The following is a 20737-nucleotide window of genomic DNA, read 5'->3' on the forward strand; positions in this document are numbered from 1 at the left end:
ACGGGTATATGATAGTAACATACCCTAATATCTGAAGATTTTTCACGATATATCACTTTAAGGCATTGAACTATTTTTTGTCATAATGATCAAAAATCACACTTGGCAATTTTTGCAATATGCGTCATTTAATAACCATGATTGCAGCCCTTAACTTTTGTGTATTGTGCACCCCGATAACAGGAAGAAAAAATGAATGTCCCACCAGCAGGTCCATTACAACTTGATACTGCCCTTAAACCCGGCCCTCCAGCTGATGCTCAAGCCGTTCTCAGTAAGTCAGGCCTGGTAAGTCTGGTCATGGAAAAACTGAGTTTTATCAAACTTCACCATGGTGGCAAAGCAGAGAAGCAGAGTGTTAAAGCATTGTTTGAGCGTCTGATATCCGAATACCCTGGAGCCGCCACCATTGAAGAGCCGCTCTGTATTACACGAGCACTGGGCGAAAGTCATAAGGACTTTCTTAAAAGATTTATCCTGGAGGTTATCACTCAATATCCGCTGTTGAGATTTCAGGAGGTCAATAGCCGAGATGAAGCAGAGCAATCAAGTCATAATCTAACTCATTTCTATGACAAAGTTAATCGTGTAGATATCAAAATCTGTAAAATATCTGAAGTCATCGAAAGTGTGAAAATACTGGCCAGTATGTACAAATATCCCTGGATCGATCATTTAATAAAAGATCAACACAAATGGGGCGAATATTCCGGTCTGCTTAACGGTGATTTATTCATTTCAGCCGGATCAGTTGACGTGGTGGATTTAGCGCATAAGAGGGTGATGAAACGACTGAAAAAGGCAAATGCCTGTACCAGCTACTCTCCGCTGTTCTTTTTTCGCAATGAAGACAGCCTCCAGAAAGGTATGTTGATAATCTGTAGATCTACTGACCCTAACCCCAAAAGGGAAATGGGTATATTCATTCGATCTATCAAGCAGAAGTCATTAATAAGAGCGGGTTTCACCCAACGATTGGGTCGACTATAAAGAAAGCTTCGGAAGAAGCAAACCGGAATCTGCTATTGCAAAATGCCTCTCCTGAAATAGCAGCGTTATGGAGTTCTGATTCACATTCTTAATATCAGGAGCATGAGTTGTGCCATGTAACATTGGCATATTATTCACCCCGCCTTTACGGAATGATGATAGTGACATCCCCCGCTATCTCCAACTTATTTGCGATATATCACTTTAAGGTTTTGAACTATTTTTTGTCAGAGTGGTCAAAAATCACGCTTGGCAATTTTTGTAATATGCTCAAGGCAATTTCCATAATTGCAGCACTTAACTTTTGTGTATTGTGACCCCGATAACAGGAAGAAAAAATGAACGTCAAACCAACTGGTTCACCGAATGTTGATACTAACGATAAATCCCCTCCTCCAGGTTATGATCAAGCCGTTCCCAGCAGGTTAGGCCTGGTTAGGCTGGTCACAGAACAACTGAGTCATATCAAACTTCACCAAGGTGACATAGAAGAGAAGTTGAGTGTTCAAGAATTGCTTGAGCGTCTGATATCCAAATACCCGGGAGTCACTACCATTGGAAAGCCTCTCTATATTACCCGGGCACAGGACGAAAGTCCTAAAGCCTTTCTTGAAAGATTTATCGATCAGGTTATCTATCAATACCCGCTGTTGAAATTTCAGGATGTCAATAGCCGGGACGAAGCAGAGCAATCAGGCCATGATTTAACTCATTTCTATGACAAAGATAATCGTGTAGATATCAAAATCTGTAAAATAGCTGAAGTTATCGAAAGTGTGAAACAACTGGTTAGTAAGCAGCATTATCCCTGGATAAGTGAAGTAACGGGTAAATCTAATAACGATCAACAAGGTTGGGGCAAACATTCCGGTCTGCTTATGAAGGATTTTTTCATTGCAGCTGGATCAGTTGTCATGGGAAATTTACGGCATGAAAGTGTGATAAAACACCTGAGAGAGGCAAATGCCATAACCAGCTATAATCCGCTCGTCTTTTTTCGCAATGAAGACGACCTCCAAAAAGGTATGTTGATAATCTGTACATCTACTGACCCTGACCCCAAAAGGCAAATGGGTATAAGTATTAAATCTAATCCAAAACTTTAAGATTAGATAAGAGCAGGTTCCGCCCAATGATTGGGTCGACTATTAAGAAAGCTTCGGAAGAAGCAAACCGGAACCTGCTATTGCAAAATGCCTCTCCTGAAATAGCAATAAAGCTCTGATTGACACTCTTTACCTTCTTGACATGAGTTGTGCCTTGTAACATTGGCATGGGAACTGCATTGTATTAACGCATTCAAGATCAAGTGATAAACGGAGTTATTGAATGATTACAAAATGCCTCTTTCCTGTTGCCGGTTATGGCACACGTTTTTTGCCAGCCACCAAATCCATGCCCAAGGAAATGCTGCCCATTGTCGATAAGCCGCTGATACAATACGGGGTAGAGGAGGCGATGGAAGCAGGATTAACGGATCTCGGTTTTGTTAATGGCAGGAATAAGCGGGCGATACCGGATCACTTTGATATTAACTATGAACTGGAGGCGGAGATTGCCGGTAGTGGCAAGGAGGAGAAACTGTCGTCGATCCGGGATGTGATGTCTGCCTGTACCTTCTCATATACCCGGCAGAATCAGATGCTGGGGCTGGGGCATGCCATTGCCTGTGGCCAGACATTAATAGGTGATCAGCCCTTCGGTGTTATTCTGGCGGATGACCTTTGTGTCAATGATAAGGGGCCATCGGTGATGGCTCAGCTGGTCAATCTCTATAAACAGTTCAGATGTACGATTCTTGCGGTACAGGAAGTGCCTGCGGCAGAAACCGAAAAGTATGGAGTGATTGCCGGGGAGGCCCTGGATGAGCATTTGATCCGGGTGACGGATATGGTGGAAAAACCTGCGCCTTCAGAGGCTCCCAGTAATCTTGCGGTGATTGGCCGTTACGTTCTGACCCCCGATATTTTTGACATTATTGCCAACACCGAGGCGGGAAAAAACGGTGAGGTACAACTGACAGATGCCATTTTGTCTCAGGCCAACAGTGGTTGTGTGATTGCCTGTAAATTTCAGGGCAGGCGATTTGACTGTGGCAGTATGGGTGGTTTTGTCGAAGCCACTAATGCCATTTATCAAAAACGTTTTGGCTGAGCGGATGGTTTATTGATGGCAGCAACAGCGCCGAGAATACTGATTTTTACCGATCTTGATGGCTCCCTTCTGGATCATCATGACTATGGCTGGGCAGCCGCTCAACCTGCCCTGGAATTGCTGGTTGAGCGTGAAATACCGGTGATTTTTAACACCAGTAAAACGCTGGAAGAAGTGCTTGTTATTCAGCGAAAGATGGGAATTGATCAGCCATTTATCAGTGAAAATGGCATGGTGACGACGATCCCGGCGGATTATTTCCGGGATTCCTGTGAGCGTACCCACTTTTTTCATGGTCAGCCTTATCGCAGCATACGGCGAATTTTATCCAATATCCGGCATCAACATGGTTTCAGGTTTGCCGGCTTTGGTGATCTGACCGAGGATCAGGTGGCAGAAGTTACCGGGTTATCAATCGATGAGGCTGGTAAAGCCATTGCCCGAAAGGCCAGTGAGCCGGTGATCTGGCGTGATGGTGATGCAGAATTGCGGGAGTTTGTCAGGTTGCTTGAATCGCAAGGGCTTTATCTGACGAGAGGAGGGCGCTTTTATCATGTTTCCGGGAAAGGGAGTAAAGGGCTGGCTTTGCAGGCATTACTGCAAAGGTATCAGCAGGAATTTCCGGAAGAGACCTGGCAAACCTGTGCGCTTGGGGATGGGATAAACGACTTGCCGATGCTGGAGGCGGCCGATTATCCGGTGCTTATCCTGTCGGAGCATGGTCAGGCACCGGATGTGAGTCATTTGGTGAATGTTGTCAAAACCCGCAGCGTCGGCCCTCAGGGCTGGAATCAGACCATACTCGACTTGTTTGGCAAGTCATAAAATCACTTTCAAGAGTAGAAAAAGGGTAGGGAATGGGTGACTTTTATCAGAATGGCATAATTACCAATTTTCACAATCTGAGAGTTCGGTCAACCGACGATATGGAGCGTGACCTGCTGGCATTTTCCCGCCAGCGGCCCATGTCACTGGTCTTGCCTTCATTATTTTCAGAATTGGAAGGGCCTGCCCTGGGGCATATTGTCGAAGAGTTGAGTCAGGTGCGCTATCTCTCTGAAATAGTGATTGGCCTTGATCGCGCTGATCAGGAGCAGTTTGCCTATGCCAGGGATTTCTTTGGACGGCTGGATCAGCATCACCGTATTCTCTGGCAGGATGGGCCAAGGTTGCAGGCAATTGATGCCCTGCTGGCTGCAAAGGGTCTGGCACCGAAAGAGCCCGGAAAGGGTAGGAATGTCTGGTACTGCTACGGCTATGTGCTGGCATCGGCAAAGTCAGAGGCAGTGGCGCTCCATGACTGCGATATTGTTACCTATCAGCGGGATCTGCTGGCCAGGCTGCTCTATCCGGTTGCTAATCCCGCCTTCAGCTACGACTTCTGCAAAGGCTACTATGCGCGAATCGCTGACAATAAGTTAAATGGCCGGGTCAGCCGTCTGCTGGTTACGCCCCTTTTGCGGGCGCTGAAAAAGATTCTCGGGCCGATGGAGTATCTCGAATATCTGGATAGCTTTCGTTACCCTCTGGCGGGTGAATTCTCCATGAGAACCAGTGTCTTTAACGATATCCGGATTCCCAGTGACTGGGGGCTGGAGATTGGCGTATTGTCAGAGGTTAAGCGCAATTACTCCAGTAAGCGGCTCTGTCAGGTGGATATTGCGGATATTTATGATCATAAGCATCAGCCGCTGTCTGAAGGGGATGTCAGTCGCGGGTTGTCGAAAATGAGTCATGACATCATCAAGGCGATTTTTCGCAAACTGGCCACCAATGGTGTTCAGTTTAATACCGAGACCTTCAGGACCATCAAGGCGACCTACTACCGGGTGGCCCTGGACTTTATTGAATCCTACTATGATGACGCCATGATCAATGGTTTGCATGTGGATCGTGACAGTGAAGAGCGGGCTGTGGAGTTGTTTGCCAGGAATATCATGGAAGCTGGTCAGCATTTTCTGGAAAACCCCATGGAGCGTCCCTTTATTCCCAGCTGGAACCGGGTTATGTCTGCTGTTCCGGATATATTGGAGCGACTTTATGATGCGGTGGAAGAGGATAACCAGCGTTTTGGCTGATGGCAGAAAAAGTTTCGAAAATTGTCCGGGTGTGGTATAAAGCGCCACTTGATTTCGAGATGCGATTTCAAGATGGGGTACATGGCGGTTAGTCTCAGGGCTGGCAGCATGAACTTCATTAAACTTAACGTTGATAAAAGATCTCACATTCACCGACACATGGTTCCGGGTGCCAGTTCTTAATCCGTTAAACGGATGATGCTCTGGTCGAACACATGGGGTGTTTGGAGGCATAACCCTGAATCAGGAGATTCCCATGACTCAAGTCACTATGCGTGACATGCTCAAGGCCGGCGTGCATTTCGGTCACCAGACCCGTTACTGGAACCCGAAGATGAACAAGTTCATCTTTGGTGCACGCAACCGCATTCATATCATTAACCTTGAGCACACCCTGCCTGCCTTTAATGGCGCTCTGCAGTTCATCGGTAAGCTGGCTGAAGGCAAGAACAAGGTCATGTTTGTTGGCACCAAGCGTGCTGCTGGCAAGATCATTCGTGAAGAAGCTGCTCGCTGTGGCATGCCTTACGTTGATCACCGCTGGTTGGGTGGTATGCTGACTAACTACAAGACCATTCGCCAGTCCATCAAGCGTCTGCGTGATCTTGAAAGCCAGCGTGACGACGGTACTTTTGAAAAACTGACCAAGAAAGAAGCGCTGATGCGCAGCCGTGATCTGGAAAAACTGGATCGCAGCCTGGGCGGTATCAAGGACATGGGCAGTCTGCCAGACGCTCTGTTCGTTATCGACGTTGAGCATGAGCGCATCGCCATTCAGGAAGCCAACAAGCTGGGTATTCCGGTTATTGGTATCGTGGATACCAACTCCAGCCCTGAAGGTGTGGACTACATCATTCCAGGTAACGATGATGCGATCCGTGCTATCCAGCTGTACCTGAAGGCTGCTGCTGATGTGATTCTGGAAGGTCGTGCCCGTGCGAGCACCGGTGCTGAAGACGAGTTCGTAGAAGTCGAAGAAGCACCAAAGGCTGAGGAAGCTCCCAAGTCTGAAGAAGCAGAAGGTTCTGAAGAAGCCTGAGGCTTTTGAAGAACCGGCTTCAGGCAGTATCTGATTTAGCTGGTCTTATGACTGGAGTGCAGACTTAGGGATTGTCCTGCATAAATAACAGATACTGTTTGCCGATTTTGGAAAAGAGTAAGGGGGCTTTGCCCCCTTTTTTCCGATGTACAGATAACTATTCTTTTATGCCGCTGTTATTGATGGTGGCATAAAAAGACTGTCAATTTGCGAGGAATCAACCATGGCAGCTATTAGTGCAGCACTGGTAAAAGAACTGCGTGAGCGTACTGGCCTGGGCATGATGGAGTGCAAAAAAGCACTGGTTGAAGCACAGGGTGACATTGAAGTAGCAATCGAAGAAATGCGTAAGTCCGGTCAGGCAAAAGCTGCCAAGAAAGCCGGTCGTATCGCAGCAGAAGGTATTGTAGCCGTTAAAGTGGCTGACGATGCCAGCTTTGGTGTACTGGTTGAAGTCAACAGTGAAACTGACTTCGTAGCCCGTGATGATAACTTCCTGAACTTCGTTCAGCAGGTGGTTGGCGCTGCTTTTGCCCGTAAAGAAGCTGACGTTAACGCGCTGATGGAAGGCGAGCTGGAAGAAGCCCGTCAGGCGCTGGTTCAGAAGATCGGTGAAAACATCGGTGTTCGCCGTATCGCTATCGTTGAAGGCGGCGTGATTGGCTCATACGTTCACGGTAACAACCGTATCGCTGTTCTGACCAAACTGGAAGGTGGTGATACTGAACTGGCTCGTGATATCGCCATGCACGTTGCGGCTGTTAACCCACAGGTGGTTAACAAGGAAGATATGCCGGCTGAACTGGTAGAGAAAGAGAAAGAGATCTTCCAGGCTCAGGCTGAACAGTCTGGCAAGCCAGCCAATATCATCGAGAAGATGATTGAAGGTCGTATCAGCAAGTTCCTGGCAGAAAGCAGCCTGGTTGAACAGCCTTTCGTTAAAGATCCTGATACCACTGTTGGTGCACTGGCCAGGAAAGCTGGCGCTACTGTATCCAGCTTCGTACGTTTCGAAGTGGGTGAAGGTATCGAGAAAGAAGAAGTGGACTTTGCTGCTGAAGTCCGCGCTCAGGCAGGACTGTAATAACCAGGAGCCTCCCGGGCCAGCCCATTGGGTTGGCCTTTTCATGTCTATCCATAGCTGATGGTTGATTTTCAGGTTTTCTTCATGGGAAAGTTTCATGGACAAGAATGTCAACTGTCAGAACACATCAACTCGCTGGCTGATTGGTCAGAGCAGATCAGTTTCGGCCAGACGGTTCATCGAATGCAGCTTTCATGGCTGGTCTCCAGATGGCAGCGCATTTGCGGGATGTGTGTAATTTAGCCAACCAGACTCGGAAACTGAACATGCCGGCAAGTGATAGTCAACCGAAATACAAACGTATACTGCTGAAGCTCAGCGGTGAAGCTCTGCAGGGCGAGGGTGAGTTTGGTATTGATCCCAGGGTCCTGGATCGAATGGCCCTGGAAATTGGTCAGTTAGTAGGGATCGGTGTACAGGTTGGTATCGTTATCGGCGGTGGAAACCTCTTCCGTGGCGCTGCGCTGAGTGCCGCAGGCCTGGACCGGGTCACCGGTGATCACATGGGCATGCTGGCAACCGTGATGAATGCCCTTGCCCTGCGTGATGCCCTGGAACGCTCCAATATCAATACCCGGGTGATGTCAGCCATTCCCATGAGTGGTGTTGTGGAGCATTATGATCATCGTCGTGCCGTGCGGTACCTCAACTCTGGCGATGTGGTGATTTTTTCTGCTGGTACCGGAAATCCATTTTTTACCACTGACTCTGCGGCCTGTCTGAGAGGCATTGAAGTGGGCGTTGATATCGTTCTCAAGGCCACCAAGGTTGACGGTGTCTATGATAAAGATCCGGTAAAGCATTCTGATGCGGTTAAATTTGATCAGCTGACCTATGATGATGTCCTGGCTCGCAAGCTGGGCGTTATGGATTTAACGGCCATTTGCCTGGTGCGCGACCAGCAGATGCCTGTCCGGGTGTTTAATATGAACAAATCCGGCGCTCTGTTAAATCTTGTGGTTGGCGGTAATGAAGGAACACTGGTAAACGGGGGTTAATGATGATCAATGAGATTAAAGATGATGCCAAAGAGCGTATGGGCAAAACCATTGAATCGTTGACGGTTGCCTTCAACAAGATTCGTACCGGTCGTGCCCATCCAAGTCTTCTGGATGGCATTAAGGTGTCTTACTACGGTTCAGAAACACCACTGAGTCAGATGGCTAACATTTCTGTTGAAGACGGTCGTACGCTGGCAGTACGTGTCTGGGAAAGACAGATTGTGCCTGATGTTGAAAAGGCGATTCTGAAGTCTGACCTGGGGCTGAACCCTTCGACTGCCGGTGAAGTTATTCGTATTCCTCTGCCACCGCTGACCGAAGAGACCCGCAAGGGCTATATTCGTCAGGCGCGTCAGGATGCGGAAAATGCCCGCATTGCTATCCGCAATATTCGCCGTGATGCACTGGCTGATATTAAAGAGCTGGAAAAGGAAAAAGAGATCAGCGAAGACGACGAGCGTCGTGGTCAGGATGACGTGCAGAAGCTGACTGATCAGTTTATTGCTGAAGTTGATAAAAATCTTTCTGTTAAGGAAGAAGATTTAATGGCGATCTAATGGCTGGCTGTACTGAATTGCAGTTATTGTCTTGTCTGGTATGTCAGACAGAATCCAGGTGGTAATGACTGCAATATTTCAGGCGTCAGCTGTCTTATGATGCTTTGTGGGAGCTTGCTTTTTACGGCGGGCTCCTGCAAGGTTCTACTGTTACATTTTTTTTACCTGCCAATTTTCAGATCGTCTTAATCCATGGCCAATACATCGTTACAGGGAAAAAGCGGCATTCAGGGAGTTCCGCCAGAGAGGCTGCCGCGCCATGTGGCTATCATTCTTGATGGGAACAACCGCTGGGCCAAAAGGAAACACCTGCCCGGACTCGCCGGACATCGCGCGGGTGTTAACCGGGTTCGTGAGGTGGTTGAAGCCTGCGATGAACAGGGTGTTGAAGTGCTCACGCTGTTTGCGTTTAGCAGCGAGAACTGGAGTCGGCCGGTCATTGAAGTGAATGGCCTGATGCGCCTGTTCCTGGGGGTTCTCAAGCGAGAGGCTCGACGGATGCAGAAAAAACGCATCCGGTTGAAGGTCATTGGCGACATTACCCGATTCAGTCCTGAAATTCAGAAGTATATTCAAGAAGTAGAAACGCTCACTGCCAATGATTATTCAGTGACCCTGGTCATTGCTGCCAACTATGGCGGCAGGTGGGATATCGCTTCTGCTGCGAGGCTACTGGCTGAAAAAGTGGCGCGTGGTGAGCTTGATGCTAAAAATATTGATGAGTTTGCCATTGAACAGCATCTCAGTACGTCGGGTTTGCCTGCCCCTGATCTATTGATTCGTACCAGTGGTGAACAGCGAATCAGTAACTTTCTATTGTGGCAATGTGCTTACAGTGAGTTTTATTTTACCGACACCCTGTGGCCGGATTTTGGCCGTAATGAATTACAGCAGGCCCTGCTGAGCTACGCCCGTCGCCAGCGACGGTTTGGCAAAACCAGCGAGCAAGTGGAGGCTGAAACACTGTGCTGAAAGAAAGAATTATAACTGCTGTCATATTGGCACCAGTGGCGCTGGCAGGCGTGTTTTTATTGCCGTTAACCGGTTTTGGCTTGTTTATTGCCGCTATTATTATGCTGGCGGCTTGGGAATGGGCAAACCTTTCCGGTTTTGAACAGCGATCTGTACGTCTGTTCTATGCGCTGGCTATTGGTGTTTTTTGTGTTCTGACACTTTTTTTACCGTCCTCTCTGATTCTTGGTCTGGCTGTTGTCTGGTGGCTGGTCGCTTTCATCCTTGTCAGGCAATATCCCCAGAGCCGGTGCTGGCTTGAGAGCAGGCCCCTTAGATTATTGATGGGGTTGCTGACTCTGGTGCCCCCATGGCTGGGACTTTATGAACTCAAGCAAATGCCAGACTCAGCCTGGTTGATCGTTACTCTCCTGGTGATGGTCTGGGCGGCAGACTGTGGCGCTTATTTTGCGGGCAAGCGTTTTGGTAAAACAAAGCTTATTGAGCGGGTCAGCCCGAAAAAGACGCTGGAAGGATTGGTCGGGGGATTGCTGTTTTCAGTGCTGATTGCAAGTATTGTGACGTTGTTTGGCAGTGTCAGCTTTTTTCAGGGGGTATCATTGTTGATTCTCACCATACTGACCGTTCTGGTTTCCGTTCTGGGCGATCTGTGGGAAAGTGTTTTGAAGCGTTACCGGGGGGTTAAGGACAGCGGAAGCCTGCTGCCAGGTCATGGTGGTGTGCTTGATCGAATTGATAGCCTGACTGCAGCCGTTCCGATATTTACTCTTTATGTCATGATAGTCAGGGGTATATAGGTCATGACTGCATTATGCTCTCAATCCGACAGACAGCGGGTTTGTGTGTTGGGATCCACGGGATCCATTGGCAAAAGTACTTTGGATGTTATTGCGCGGAACCCGGACCAATACAGCGTGCATTCTTTAGTAGCGGGCAGAAATGCGGATGTTATGCTGGAGCAGGCACGTCGGTTTCGTCCGCAGTATATTGTTATGGCGGATGAACAGGCAGCCAATAAGCTCAGGGCAGGTCTTCAGTCTGAAGGTCTGCGCATTTCCGTTGAGTCCGGCCTGGACGCCATGAACCAGGTGACGGCGGATGGTGATGTTGATGTGGTTATGGCGGCCATTGTCGGTGCTGCAGGGTTATCGCCAACCATGGCGGCGGTTCGTGCCGGAAAAAAAATACTCCTGGCCAACAAGGAAACGCTGGTGATGACCGGTGCCTTATTCATGGATGCGGTTAAGGCATCTGGTTCTGTACTCCTTCCTATCGATAGTGAACATAACGCCATTTTTCAGTGCCTGCCTGCTGATCACCACAGGGGGCTTGAGCGGGTAGGGGTCAGGCGAATATTGCTGACCGCTTCCGGCGGTCCATTCCGACAGTCTCCGGTAGAAAGTTTTGTCGCTGTGACGCCTGAACAGGCCTGTGCCCATCCAAACTGGAGTATGGGACGTAAAATTTCGGTGGACTCTGCCACGATGATGAATAAAGGGCTTGAGTTTATTGAAGCGTGCTGGCTGTTTGATGCCCGTCCCGAGCAGATAGAGGTGGTGGTTCATCCGCAAAGCATTATCCACTCAATGGTGGATTATGAGGATGGCTCGGTACTTGCCCAGATGGGTAATCCGGACATGAGAACGCCCATTGCCCATGCCCTGGCATGGCCGGGAAGAATACCATCCGGCGTTGCTCCCCTGTCTCTGACCGAGATCGCCAGACTGGACTTCTATGCGCCGGACATGATGCGTTACCGTTGTTTGAAGCTGGCCCAGGACGTGGCGCGCAGCGGTGGTACAGCGGCTGCTATGCTCAATGCGGCCAATGAAATTGCCGTTGATGCATTTCTGGAACGTAAACTGCGTTTTGATCGCATACCTGAAGTTATTAATGCCACATTGCAGACCTTACCGGTCATGAATGCCGGCGACATAGATCAAGTGCTGGAAGCTGACAGGGAAGCCCGCTATCTGGCCCGGAAACAGGTTTCACAAATGCAGGGTGTTGCATGATTTTTGAATCGCTCTTGTCGGAGATCGCTGGCTCAGCACAGACCATTTTTGCTTTTGTAGTGACCCTTGGAATACTGGTAAGTATTCACGAGTATGGTCACTTCTGGGTGGCCCGCCGTTGCGGTGTCAAAGTGCTTCGTTTCTCCGTAGGCTTTGGCAAGTCATTATGGCGCTGGACTGATCGTCACGGTACTGAATTCAGTATTGCAGCAGTACCGCTGGGCGGCTATGTCAAGATGCTGGATGAGAGGGAAGGGCCAGTGCCCGATGATGAGCAGCACCTTTCCTTCAATAATAAGCCCGTCCTTGCCCGGATTGCCATTGTTGCTGCCGGGCCTGTTGCCAACTTTCTGCTGGCCATTTTTGCCCTCTGGCTCATGTACATGGTGGGTGTTCGTACCCTGATGCCTCAGGTTGGCGAAGTGATTCCCGATTCTCCATCTGCCGTTGCAGGCATTCAGCCCGGAGATGAAATTGTTGCCGTTAATGGTGTGGAAACACCGGGCTGGCAGGCCGTGAACATGGAGCTGTTGTCCTACATTGGTGAGAGCAGAAATCTTGATGTCTCTATCCGGGCAGGTGAGCCCGGAGAGACCTCAGAGGGGGCTGTCCGGGATAAAAATATCGCGATAGTCGACTGGCTGGTTAATGAGGAGCAGCCAAACCCCGTGCGTTCCCTGGGTATTGTGCCTTACTCTCCTGTTATCCCTGCGGTCATTGGTCAGATAGCGGATGATGGGGCGGCAGCAAGAGATGGCCTGGAGCCGGGTGATAAAATCCTGCAGGTTAATGGGGAAACCGTCATTGACTGGATACACTTTGTTGAACTGATCCGTGACAATGCTGGTCAAACACTGCAGTTGCTGGTTGAGCGGGATGGCGTTAGTCAGGATATGCCGTTGACCCCGGGCAGTCGATCCACTGACGGGGTGACAACCGGTTTTATCGGTGCAGGTGTCCAACAGGTTTCCTGGCCAGAAACCATGATTCGCCATTTACAGTTTGGGCCTATTGATTCGCTGGTAAAAGGTGCCCGGGCGACCTGGTCACTGACCAGTATGACCCTGGAATCCCTCTGGAAGATGGTTGTCGGGCTTGTTTCGGTGAAAAACTTGAGCGGTCCGATAACCATTGCTAAAGTGGCTGGCGCGTCGCTTGAGTCTGGGCTGGAAAATTTTCTCTATTTTCTGGCCATGTTGAGCGTCAGCCTGGGGGTGTTGAACCTGCTCCCCATACCCGTGCTGGATGGCGGTCATCTGCTTTTCTACCTCGTTGAAATGGTCAGGGGCAAGCCGCTTTCCGAGAAAACCCAGACACTGGGTTTGAAAATCGGGGTAACGTTTGTTGTCGGAGTGATGATGCTGGCCATGTATAACGACCTGAGTCGACTCTTCCAATGATACGTTGGTCAGACTGACGCACTGCCTGATGAAGTGGTAACAGCATTGGTTTGACCAGCAAACATCCAGGTGAAAGAAAAGCATTTTGCGCCCTGCGCGTCATGAATAGCGATGTGGAAATTGAAAAGCATGTTTTTCACGTTAATGCGAAATGAACACGGATAAGAACGGATTCCATGAAGCGATCACTGTTGTCTCTGCTGATTGGCTCTTTAGCCATCGCGCCTGCTGCCCAGGCCTTCGTCGTCTCAGATATCCGGATTGATGGCCTTCAACGGGTTTCAGCCGGGACAGTTTTTAATGCCCTGCCGGTTGAGGTTGGCGATGATATTGAATCACCGGATATTGCCGGGGCCGCCCGGGCGCTCTATCAAACCGGGTATTTCAATGATATTCGTATGGCCCGTGAAGGTGATGTTCTGGTGGTTGCCGTGGTTGAACGACCCTCCATCAGCGCAATTGAGATCAAGGGTAACAAGGCGATCAAGACGGAAGATCTGATTACTGGTCTGGAGCGGTCCGGTCTGGCGGAAGGGGAGATTTTCCAGCAGGCCACCCTGGAAGCGATCCGTCTTGAGCTTGAGCGTCAATACGTTGCCCAGGGGCGATACGGTGCCAGAATCACTGCCGATGTTGAAGCGCAGCCCCGTAACCGGGTGAAGCTGCGCATCAATGTCAAGGAAGGCAAGGTGGCCACCATACAGCATGTCAATGTTGTGGGTAATACGGCCTTCCCCAGGGATGAACTGATTGACCTGTTTGAGCTGCAGAAAACCGAGTGGTATCAATTTTTCAGTTCTGCGGATAAATACTCCCGGGAGAAACTGTCCGGTGACCTGGAGCGTTTGCGGTCATGGTACCTGGACCGGGGGTATATCAACTTCAATATTACCTCCACCCAGGTGTCTATCAGCCCTGACAAGCAGAGTGTGTACATTACGGTCAACGTTGCTGAGGGTGATAAATACACAGTCAGTGACGTTAAGCTGGCCGGTGATCTGGTGATTCCCGAAGATGAGGCAAGAAAGCTGCTGCTGGCCCAGCCAGAGCAGGTGTTCTCCCGCAGACTGATTACTACCACGGAAGAGATTCTGAGCCGTCGCCTTGGCAACGAAGGGTATACCTTTGCCAATGTGACCGGAATTCCCAAACCGGACCATGACAACAAAACCGTTGAGTTGACCTTCTTTGTTGATCCGGGCCGCAGAGCGTATGTCCGACGGATTAATTTCTCCGGGAATACCAAGACCGATGATGAGGTACTGCGTCGGGAAATGCGCCAGATGGAGGGTGCTTCTGCCAATACCCAGAAGATTGAGCAGTCCAAGGTGCGGCTCGAGCGTCTGGGGTATTTCAAGGAGGTCAATGTTGAAACGCCGCCGGTGCCGGGAACCAGCGATCAGATTGATGTTAATTACACCGTAGAAGAGCAGCCTTCCGGCAGTGTTACGGCCAGTATCGGTTTCTCCCAGTCTGATGGTCTGTTGCTTGGTGGCTCGGTCAGCCAGAATAACTTTCTGGGAACCGGCAACAAGGTCACTGTTGGTTTGAACAAGAGTGATGTCAGCCAGCTCTACAATTTCAGTTTTATGGATCCCTATTACACCATTGACGGTGTATCCCGTGGTTATGATATTTACTATCGAACCTACGATTACAGTGATTCGGATATCTCCAGTTATGCGGCTGATACTTTTGGCGGTAACGTTCGTTTCGGGTATCCATTGTCTGAAACAGAGTCCATTAATTTCAGTCTCGGGGTTGATGGTACGGAAATTACCACCGGTTCTGGCACTCCCCAGGTTATCCTGGATTATCTGGATGAAGAAGGACGCAAGTTTACCAATATCAAGGCGTCATTGGGCTGGTCGCAGTCAGAGTTGAACCGTGGGCTACTGCCAACGGCGGGTTATTCCCAGAGTTTGTCGCTGTCTGCCGCGATGCCGGGCTCAACCACTACGTTTTATAAGCTGGTGTATCGAGGTCAGTACTTCCAGCCCATTACCCGCAGTCTGACGGCGCGTTTTGCCACCCGCCTGGGTTATGGCGGTGCCTATGGCAGCACTTCAGAAATGCCGTTCTTTGAGAACTTTTATGCCGGTGGTTTTGGTTCTGTAAGGGGTTACAATGATAACTCCCTTGGGCCCAAGGCTGCGCAACGGGATAACGGTGATGACTTCAACAGCATGGGTGGAGATGTTCTGCTTGAGGGTACGGTTGAAGTGCTATTCCCGTTGCCCTTTGTCAAGGATCAGCGTTCATTAAGGACCAGCGTGTTCTTTGACTATGGTAATGTGTTTGATACGAGCTGCAGCTCACAGGTGGTTGATTGTTACAAGCCGGACCTGGGCGAGCTGCGTTACAGTGCTGGTATGGGCCTGACCTGGATTACCCCCCTTGGCCCGCTGACTTTCAGTTTGGCTAAGGCTCTGAATGCCAAAGGCAGGGATGAAACCCAGACCTTCCAGTTCTCTCTGGGTACTCCATTCTAAGCAAAGCCCTCTTGAAAGAGGGTATTTTACGTAATTAAAAGGTGCTATCAGGCACCTTTTCTTTATAATGCCTCCTTTTACCGTTTTCAGGAGATTTATTTTGAAATCCATCAGACTGGCATTCCTGGCCCTGATTATGCTGGCCCCTTTGGCCAATGCAGCCACTACTGGCACTAAAGTGGGTGTGCTTGATACGGTGATGGTGTTAAGTGAATCCGATGCAGGCAAACAATACGCCAAAAAGTCTGAAGCCAAGTTCAAGCCTCAGTTAGTGGCTCTGCAGAAGCTGGAGAGTGAAGTTCGTAATATGCAGGAAAAACTGCAAAAAGATGGCCCGACTTTGAGCGCCGAGCAATTGAAAGTTCGCCAGCTGGAGTTGCAGCGCAAGTATGAAGATTTGCAACTGAAAGGACGCCAGTATCAGACTGACAAAGCAGAAGCAGATAATGCTGAGCGTGAAAAGCTGCGGCCAAAACTGCAGACTGCCATCGATACCGTTATTAGTGAATTAAAGCTGGATCTGGTCATTGATCGTCAGATGGCCATCTATGGCAGCCCTGGTATTGATATCACTCGCAAGGTCATCGAAAGCCTCAACCAGATGAAGTAATGAATCATGACTGATGTTTATACTTTGTCCCAACTGGCAGAACAGTGTGGTGCCCGACTGCAGGGAAATGGGGATAAGCAGGTCTCAGGTCTGAATACCCTTCAGGATGCCCGGGGGCATGAGTTAAGCTTTCTGGCCAATCCGGCCTATGCCCGATATCTGGAAACCACTCAGGCCGGTGCGGTTATTCTCTGCCCGGATTCCGCCAATGGGTTTGCCGGAAATGCCCTGGTTCTTGATAACCCATACCTGGGTTATGCCCGGCTCTCCTCCCTGTTCGATACTGACCGTGGTGGCAATGCAGGTATCCACCCAAGTGCCGTGGTTGATGAGACAGTGATTGTTGATGCGACCGCTGCCATCGGTGCCAACGTTGTTATTGAGGCAGGCGTTCAGATTGCCGCCGGTGTTCGCATTGATGCCGGTACCGTGGTGGGGCACGACTCCGTGCTTGGTGCCGATGTCCACCTGCATCGCAATGTTACGGTCTGCCATGGTGTCACCATCGGTGATCGAACCATCATCCACTCCGGAGCGGTGATCGGTGGTGATGGTTTCGGTAATGCACACGCAGATGGCCGCTGGTACAAAATCGCCCAGATCGGTGGTGTGGTGATCGGCAGTGATGTCGAAATTGGCAACAACACCTGTATTGACCGTGGTGCCCTGGGTAATACGGAAATACACAGTGGTGTCCGTCTCGATAACCTGATTCAGATTGCTCATAATGTGGTAATCGGCGAGAACACAGCTATTGCCGCGGGTGTCGGTATTTCCGGAAGTACAAAGATTGGTAAAAACTGTACTATTGCCGGAGCCGCCGGTTTTGCCGGTCATCTGACCATTGCTGATGGGACGTTTATCAGTGGCATGGCCATGATTACGCGCTCAATTACCAGGGCTGGTTCCTACTCTTCCGGTACTGGTTTTATGGAGAGTCGTGAGTGGCGGAAAAACGTGGTTCGTTTCCGGCAACTGGATGATCTGGCCAGGCGGGTTAAACAGCTGGAGAAACAGTGAGACTGATATAAGTCCACTGAAACCTGGCTGCTACCAGGGTAAGAATTTTTACGGTAAAGGAAAGGCTGGTTGTCCAGCCTTTTTCTGTTTTAGAGTTTAAGGTGAATGAGACGAATTGAGGTCATTAAGGAGATCCTGCCCCATCGGTATCCTTTTCTGCTGGTGGACCGGGTTCTTCATGTGGATACAGAAAATGGCACCATCGAATGTCTTAAAAATGTGTCCAGTAATGAGCCGCATTTTAATGGTCATTTCCCACAGCATCCGGTGATGCCGGGGGTGTTGATTATTGAAGCGATGGCTCAGTCGGCAGGTATTCTCGGTTACCACATTCGCAAGACGGATGGCGACACGATCTATTTTTTTGCCGGAGCGGATAAGGTCCGTTTTCGCAAACCGGTGGTTCCCGGTGATCAGCTGATTCTCCGGGCAACACTGTTGGCACGGAAACGGGATATCTGGAAATTTGCCTGTGAGGCGGTGGTTGATGGTAATATTGTCTGCAATGCAGAAGTTACGTGTGCAAGAAAGGAAATAAAATCTTGAGCGACACACTCTCCGTTACTGATTCTGAAGCTGCCGGGGCGGTTGAAACCATTAGCCCGTTGCAAGCCGATATTCATCCAACCGCCAAAGTGCATCCGTCGGCCATTGTCGAACCGGGTGCCCGTATTGGTGTAGATGTTGAAGTTGGGCCATGGACTTATATTGGGTCGGGTGTTGAAGTGGGTATGGGTAGCCGTATTCACTCTCATGTGGTGATCAAGGGCCCGACGGTGATCGGGAAAAATAACCGTATTTTTCAGTTTTCCAGTGTTGGTGAAGAGTGTCAGGATAAAAAATACGCTGGTGAACCCACTCGGCTGGTGATTGGCGATAACAATATTATCCGTGAAGGTTGTACCATCCATCGTGGCACCATTCAGGATCAATGGCTGACTGCTATTGGCAGTAACAATTTGCTGATGGCCTATGTGCATGTGGCCCATGACTGTGTTATAGGCGACAACTGTATTATTGCCAATAATGTGGCACTTGCCGGTCATGTGATGGTTGGTGATAGCGCCATCCTGGGCGGTTACACGACGGTGCATCAGTTCTGCAAGATTGGTGCTTTCAGTATGAGCGCTGCCCATACGGCACTGTTCAAGGATGTGCCGGCATTTATCATGTCCAGTGGTAACCCGGCTGAAGCCCATGGTATGAACTTTGAAGGCATGCGTCGCCGGGGATACACGCCTGAACTGATCAGCAAACTGAGACAGTGCTACAAGATCATTTACCGTCAGGGGCTGAGAACGGCTGAAGCGATTGATCGTCTCGAGAGTATGGAGCCGTTACCGGAAATTCAACTGCTGATTGACTCTCTGAAATCATCAAGCCGTGGTATTACCCGGTGATGCAGTCGGCTGTTTCTTCCCCGGGGTTATCATTACGTGTGGCATTGGTTGCAGGAGAAGCCTCAGGGGATATTCTCGGGGCCGGGCTGATCCGGGAAATCAAACGACATTGTCCAGATGCTTACTGCTATGGTATTGGCGGTCCCCTGATGCAGTCAGAGGGTTTTGACAGCTTGTTCCCCATGGAGCGGTTATCGGTGATGGGGCTGGTTGAGGTCCTGGGTCGTTTGCGAGAACTGCTGGGTATTCGCAAACAGTTGCGGGAGCGGCTGATTGCCGACCAGCCCGATGTATTTATTGGTATTGATGCCCCTGATTTTAATCTGGCCCTTGAACGCAGGCTGAAAGCTGCCGGTATTCCAACCGTGCATTATGTCAGCCCCCAGGTGTGGGCCTGGCGTGAAGGCCGTCTGAAAAAAATCCGGCACTCCGTAGACCATATGCTGGCACTGCTCCCGTTTGAAGCGGACTATTACAGGGATCATGGTGTACCTGTGACCTTCGTTGGCCACCCCCTGGCTGACCAGATTTCCATGCATCCGGATCAAGACGCAGCCAGACATACCCTGGGTGTCAGTCCTGGCGGTGGGCCGGTAATTGGGCTCTTGCCAGGCAGCCGCAAACCAGAGATAGCCAAACTTGGTCAACTATTTCTCGAGACCGCCCGCCTGCTCAGAAAAGATTTCCCGGATGCCCGCTTTTTAATTCCCTGTGCCAATGAGCGACGAAAAAAGCAACTTCTACCCATTGTCAGTGAGTTTCCAGACCTGGACGTAACGGTCTATGATGGTCAGGCGCAATCGGTTATGGCCGCCTCGGATGCGATTCTGATCGCCTCGGGAACCGCTGTTCTTGAAGCTGCACTGCATAAAAAGCCGCTGGTTGTCAGTTATAAAATGGCACCGCTCAGTTTTGCCATAGTCAGCCGTATGGTTAAGGTCAAATATGTCTCACTGCCCAATCTTCTGGCGGACAAAGCGCTGGTGCCTGAAGTGTTACAGGACGATGCTACTCCTGAAAATCTCCGGGTTTTGATCAGGAAGGCCATTGAGGATCAGGCGTACAGAGAGGCTCTGGAACAGTCTTTTAAGGAGATTCACCATCAACTGAAGCAGGATGCCAGCAGGCTGGCCTATGAAGCGGTGATATCAGTTGTTCAGCGGACCAGGCAGCGGGTAGAGAGTCAATGAAGCAAAATCAATTTGACTGGTGTGACATCAGTGACACAGGAATCATTGTTGCCGGTGTTGACGAAGTGGGCAGAGGTCCGCTGTGTGGCCCGGTGATTGCTGCTGCTGTTATCCTGGATCCTGCCCGCCCGATTGAAGGTTTGAATGATTCCAAAAAACTGTCGGAGAAAAAGCGGGAGGCACTTTTTGACGTTATTTGTCATAACGCCCTGGCCTGGTCACTGGGCAGGGCTGAAGTAGCAGAAATTGATCAGCTGAATATTCTCCATGCCACCCTGCTGGCAATGCAGCGTGCCGTTGAGGGATTATCGGTCAGGCCTGAACTGGCTTATATCGATGGTAACCGCTGTCCAACGCTTTCCTGTCGTGCTGAAGCCATTGTAAAAGGCGATAGTCGTGTTCCTGAGATTGCTGCCGCTTCCATTATTGCCAAGGTGACCCGCGACCGGGAAATGTTGATTATGGACAGGGAGTGGCCGGGTTATGGCATCGCAGGGCATAAAGGTTATCCTACTAAAGTCCACCTTGAAGCATTAAAAAAGTTGGGGCCTGCTCCCGTCCATCGTCGTTCCTTCAAGCCAGTTCGGGAGCTCCTGGCTGACGTGGTCAGTTGAAATAAAAAGCAACGGACGCAACAAGCCCTGCCAGGCTTGGCCTGTGCAGGTCTTTGGGTCGCAATAATACAGTCATTTCAATGTGGGCGTTGTCAGGTCAGATTTACAGTGTCTGTGAGGA

The 20737-nt window shown here is 49.9% G+C and carries 20 protein-coding genes; all 20 read left to right on the forward strand.

Translation table 11 applies throughout. The annotated features are described in order from the left end of the window. The first annotated feature begins 192 nt into the window (after window positions 1-192). The 20 genes from J7438_RS05035 (at window position 193) to rnhB (ending at window position 20616) form a co-directional block, all read left to right on the forward strand. Complete coding sequence (locus J7438_RS05035; RefSeq protein ID WP_209275680.1) at window positions 193-990, forward strand: hypothetical protein; 798 nt, start codon at window positions 193-195, stop codon at window positions 988-990. Window positions 991-1328: 338 nt separating this feature from the next. After that, a complete protein-coding gene (locus J7438_RS05040) occupies window positions 1329-2096 on the forward strand; it encodes a hypothetical protein (RefSeq protein ID WP_209275681.1) in 768 nt (255 codons plus the stop codon). Between the two features lie 223 nt (window positions 2097-2319). After that, window positions 2320-3144, forward strand: coding sequence for a UTP--glucose-1-phosphate uridylyltransferase GalU (gene galU, locus J7438_RS05045; RefSeq protein ID WP_209275682.1), 825 nt, complete (start codon window positions 2320-2322; stop codon window positions 3142-3144). 15 nt (window positions 3145-3159) lie between these two features. Next, window positions 3160-3969: an HAD-IIB family hydrolase gene (locus J7438_RS05050; RefSeq protein WP_209275683.1), complete on the forward strand. Its 810-nt coding sequence runs from the start codon at window positions 3160-3162 to the stop codon at window positions 3967-3969. A 32-nt stretch (window positions 3970-4001) separates the two neighbouring features. After that, complete coding sequence (locus J7438_RS05055; protein WP_209275684.1) at window positions 4002-5222, forward strand: glycosyltransferase family protein; 1221 nt, start codon at window positions 4002-4004, stop codon at window positions 5220-5222. Between the two features lie 256 nt (window positions 5223-5478). Next, window positions 5479-6261: a 30S ribosomal protein S2 gene (gene rpsB, locus J7438_RS05060; RefSeq protein WP_209200042.1), complete on the forward strand. Its 783-nt coding sequence runs from the start codon at window positions 5479-5481 to the stop codon at window positions 6259-6261. Window positions 6262-6484: 223 nt separating this feature from the next. Beyond that, a complete protein-coding gene (gene tsf / locus J7438_RS05065) occupies window positions 6485-7345 on the forward strand; it encodes a translation elongation factor Ts (RefSeq protein WP_209200043.1) in 861 nt (286 codons plus the stop codon). A 266-nt stretch (window positions 7346-7611) separates the two neighbouring features. Then, a complete protein-coding gene (gene pyrH / locus J7438_RS05070; RefSeq protein WP_209200162.1) occupies window positions 7612-8343 on the forward strand; it encodes a UMP kinase in 732 nt (243 codons plus the stop codon). A 2-nt stretch (window positions 8344-8345) separates the two neighbouring features. Continuing rightward, window positions 8346-8903: a ribosome recycling factor gene (frr, locus tag J7438_RS05075; RefSeq protein WP_209200164.1), complete on the forward strand. Its 558-nt coding sequence runs from the start codon at window positions 8346-8348 to the stop codon at window positions 8901-8903. A 192-nt stretch (window positions 8904-9095) separates the two neighbouring features. Beyond that, on the forward strand, window positions 9096-9875 hold the full coding sequence (uppS, locus tag J7438_RS05080; protein ID WP_209200044.1) for a polyprenyl diphosphate synthase: 780 nt from the start codon (window positions 9096-9098) through the stop codon (window positions 9873-9875). 26 nt (window positions 9876-9901) lie between these two features. Then, the gene (locus tag J7438_RS05085) at window positions 9902-10672 is read left to right on the forward strand and encodes a phosphatidate cytidylyltransferase (RefSeq protein ID WP_209200045.1); all 771 of its coding nucleotides are present in this window, start codon (window positions 9902-9904) and stop codon (window positions 10670-10672) included. 3 nt (window positions 10673-10675) lie between these two features. After that, a complete protein-coding gene (ispC, locus tag J7438_RS05090; protein WP_209275686.1) occupies window positions 10676-11890 on the forward strand; it encodes a 1-deoxy-D-xylulose-5-phosphate reductoisomerase in 1215 nt (404 codons plus the stop codon). After that, window positions 11887-13290, forward strand: coding sequence for a sigma E protease regulator RseP (gene rseP, locus J7438_RS05095; protein WP_209200047.1), 1404 nt, complete (start codon window positions 11887-11889; stop codon window positions 13288-13290). The genes ispC and rseP overlap by 4 nt, the downstream gene beginning before the upstream one ends. A 176-nt stretch (window positions 13291-13466) precedes the next feature. Continuing rightward, window positions 13467-15782 carry an outer membrane protein assembly factor BamA gene (gene bamA / locus J7438_RS05100; RefSeq protein WP_209200048.1) on the forward strand — a complete coding sequence of 772 codons (2316 nt, stop codon included), beginning with the start codon at window positions 13467-13469 and terminating at the stop codon, window positions 15780-15782. 100 nt (window positions 15783-15882) lie between these two features. Beyond that, window positions 15883-16392, forward strand: coding sequence for an OmpH/Skp family outer membrane protein (locus tag J7438_RS05105; protein ID WP_209200049.1), 510 nt, complete (start codon window positions 15883-15885; stop codon window positions 16390-16392). A gap of 6 nt (window positions 16393-16398) precedes the next feature. Continuing rightward, a complete protein-coding gene (gene lpxD, locus J7438_RS05110; protein ID WP_209275687.1) occupies window positions 16399-17412 on the forward strand; it encodes a UDP-3-O-(3-hydroxymyristoyl)glucosamine N-acyltransferase in 1014 nt (337 codons plus the stop codon). A 105-nt stretch (window positions 17413-17517) separates the two neighbouring features. Then, the gene (fabZ, locus tag J7438_RS05115; RefSeq protein WP_209275688.1) at window positions 17518-17958 is read left to right on the forward strand and encodes a 3-hydroxyacyl-ACP dehydratase FabZ; all 441 of its coding nucleotides are present in this window, start codon (window positions 17518-17520) and stop codon (window positions 17956-17958) included. Window positions 17959-18047: 89 nt separating this feature from the next. Continuing rightward, complete coding sequence (gene lpxA, locus J7438_RS05120) at window positions 18048-18812, forward strand: acyl-ACP--UDP-N-acetylglucosamine O-acyltransferase (protein WP_503003887.1); 765 nt, start codon at window positions 18048-18050, stop codon at window positions 18810-18812. Next, entirely contained in the window at window positions 18812-20002 is a 1191-nt protein-coding gene (gene lpxB / locus J7438_RS05125; protein WP_209275784.1) for a lipid-A-disaccharide synthase, read from the forward strand. Before lpxA ends, lpxB begins: the two co-directional genes overlap by 1 nt. Continuing rightward, complete coding sequence (rnhB, locus tag J7438_RS05130; protein WP_209275689.1) at window positions 19999-20616, forward strand: ribonuclease HII; 618 nt, start codon at window positions 19999-20001, stop codon at window positions 20614-20616. The genes lpxB and rnhB overlap by 4 nt, the downstream gene beginning before the upstream one ends. The last annotated feature ends 121 nt before the right edge of the window (window positions 20617-20737 follow it).

The organism is Thalassotalea sp. G20_0, assembly GCF_017744175.1.
Lineage (GTDB): Bacteria > Pseudomonadota > Gammaproteobacteria > Pseudomonadales > Endozoicomonadaceae > Endozoicomonas.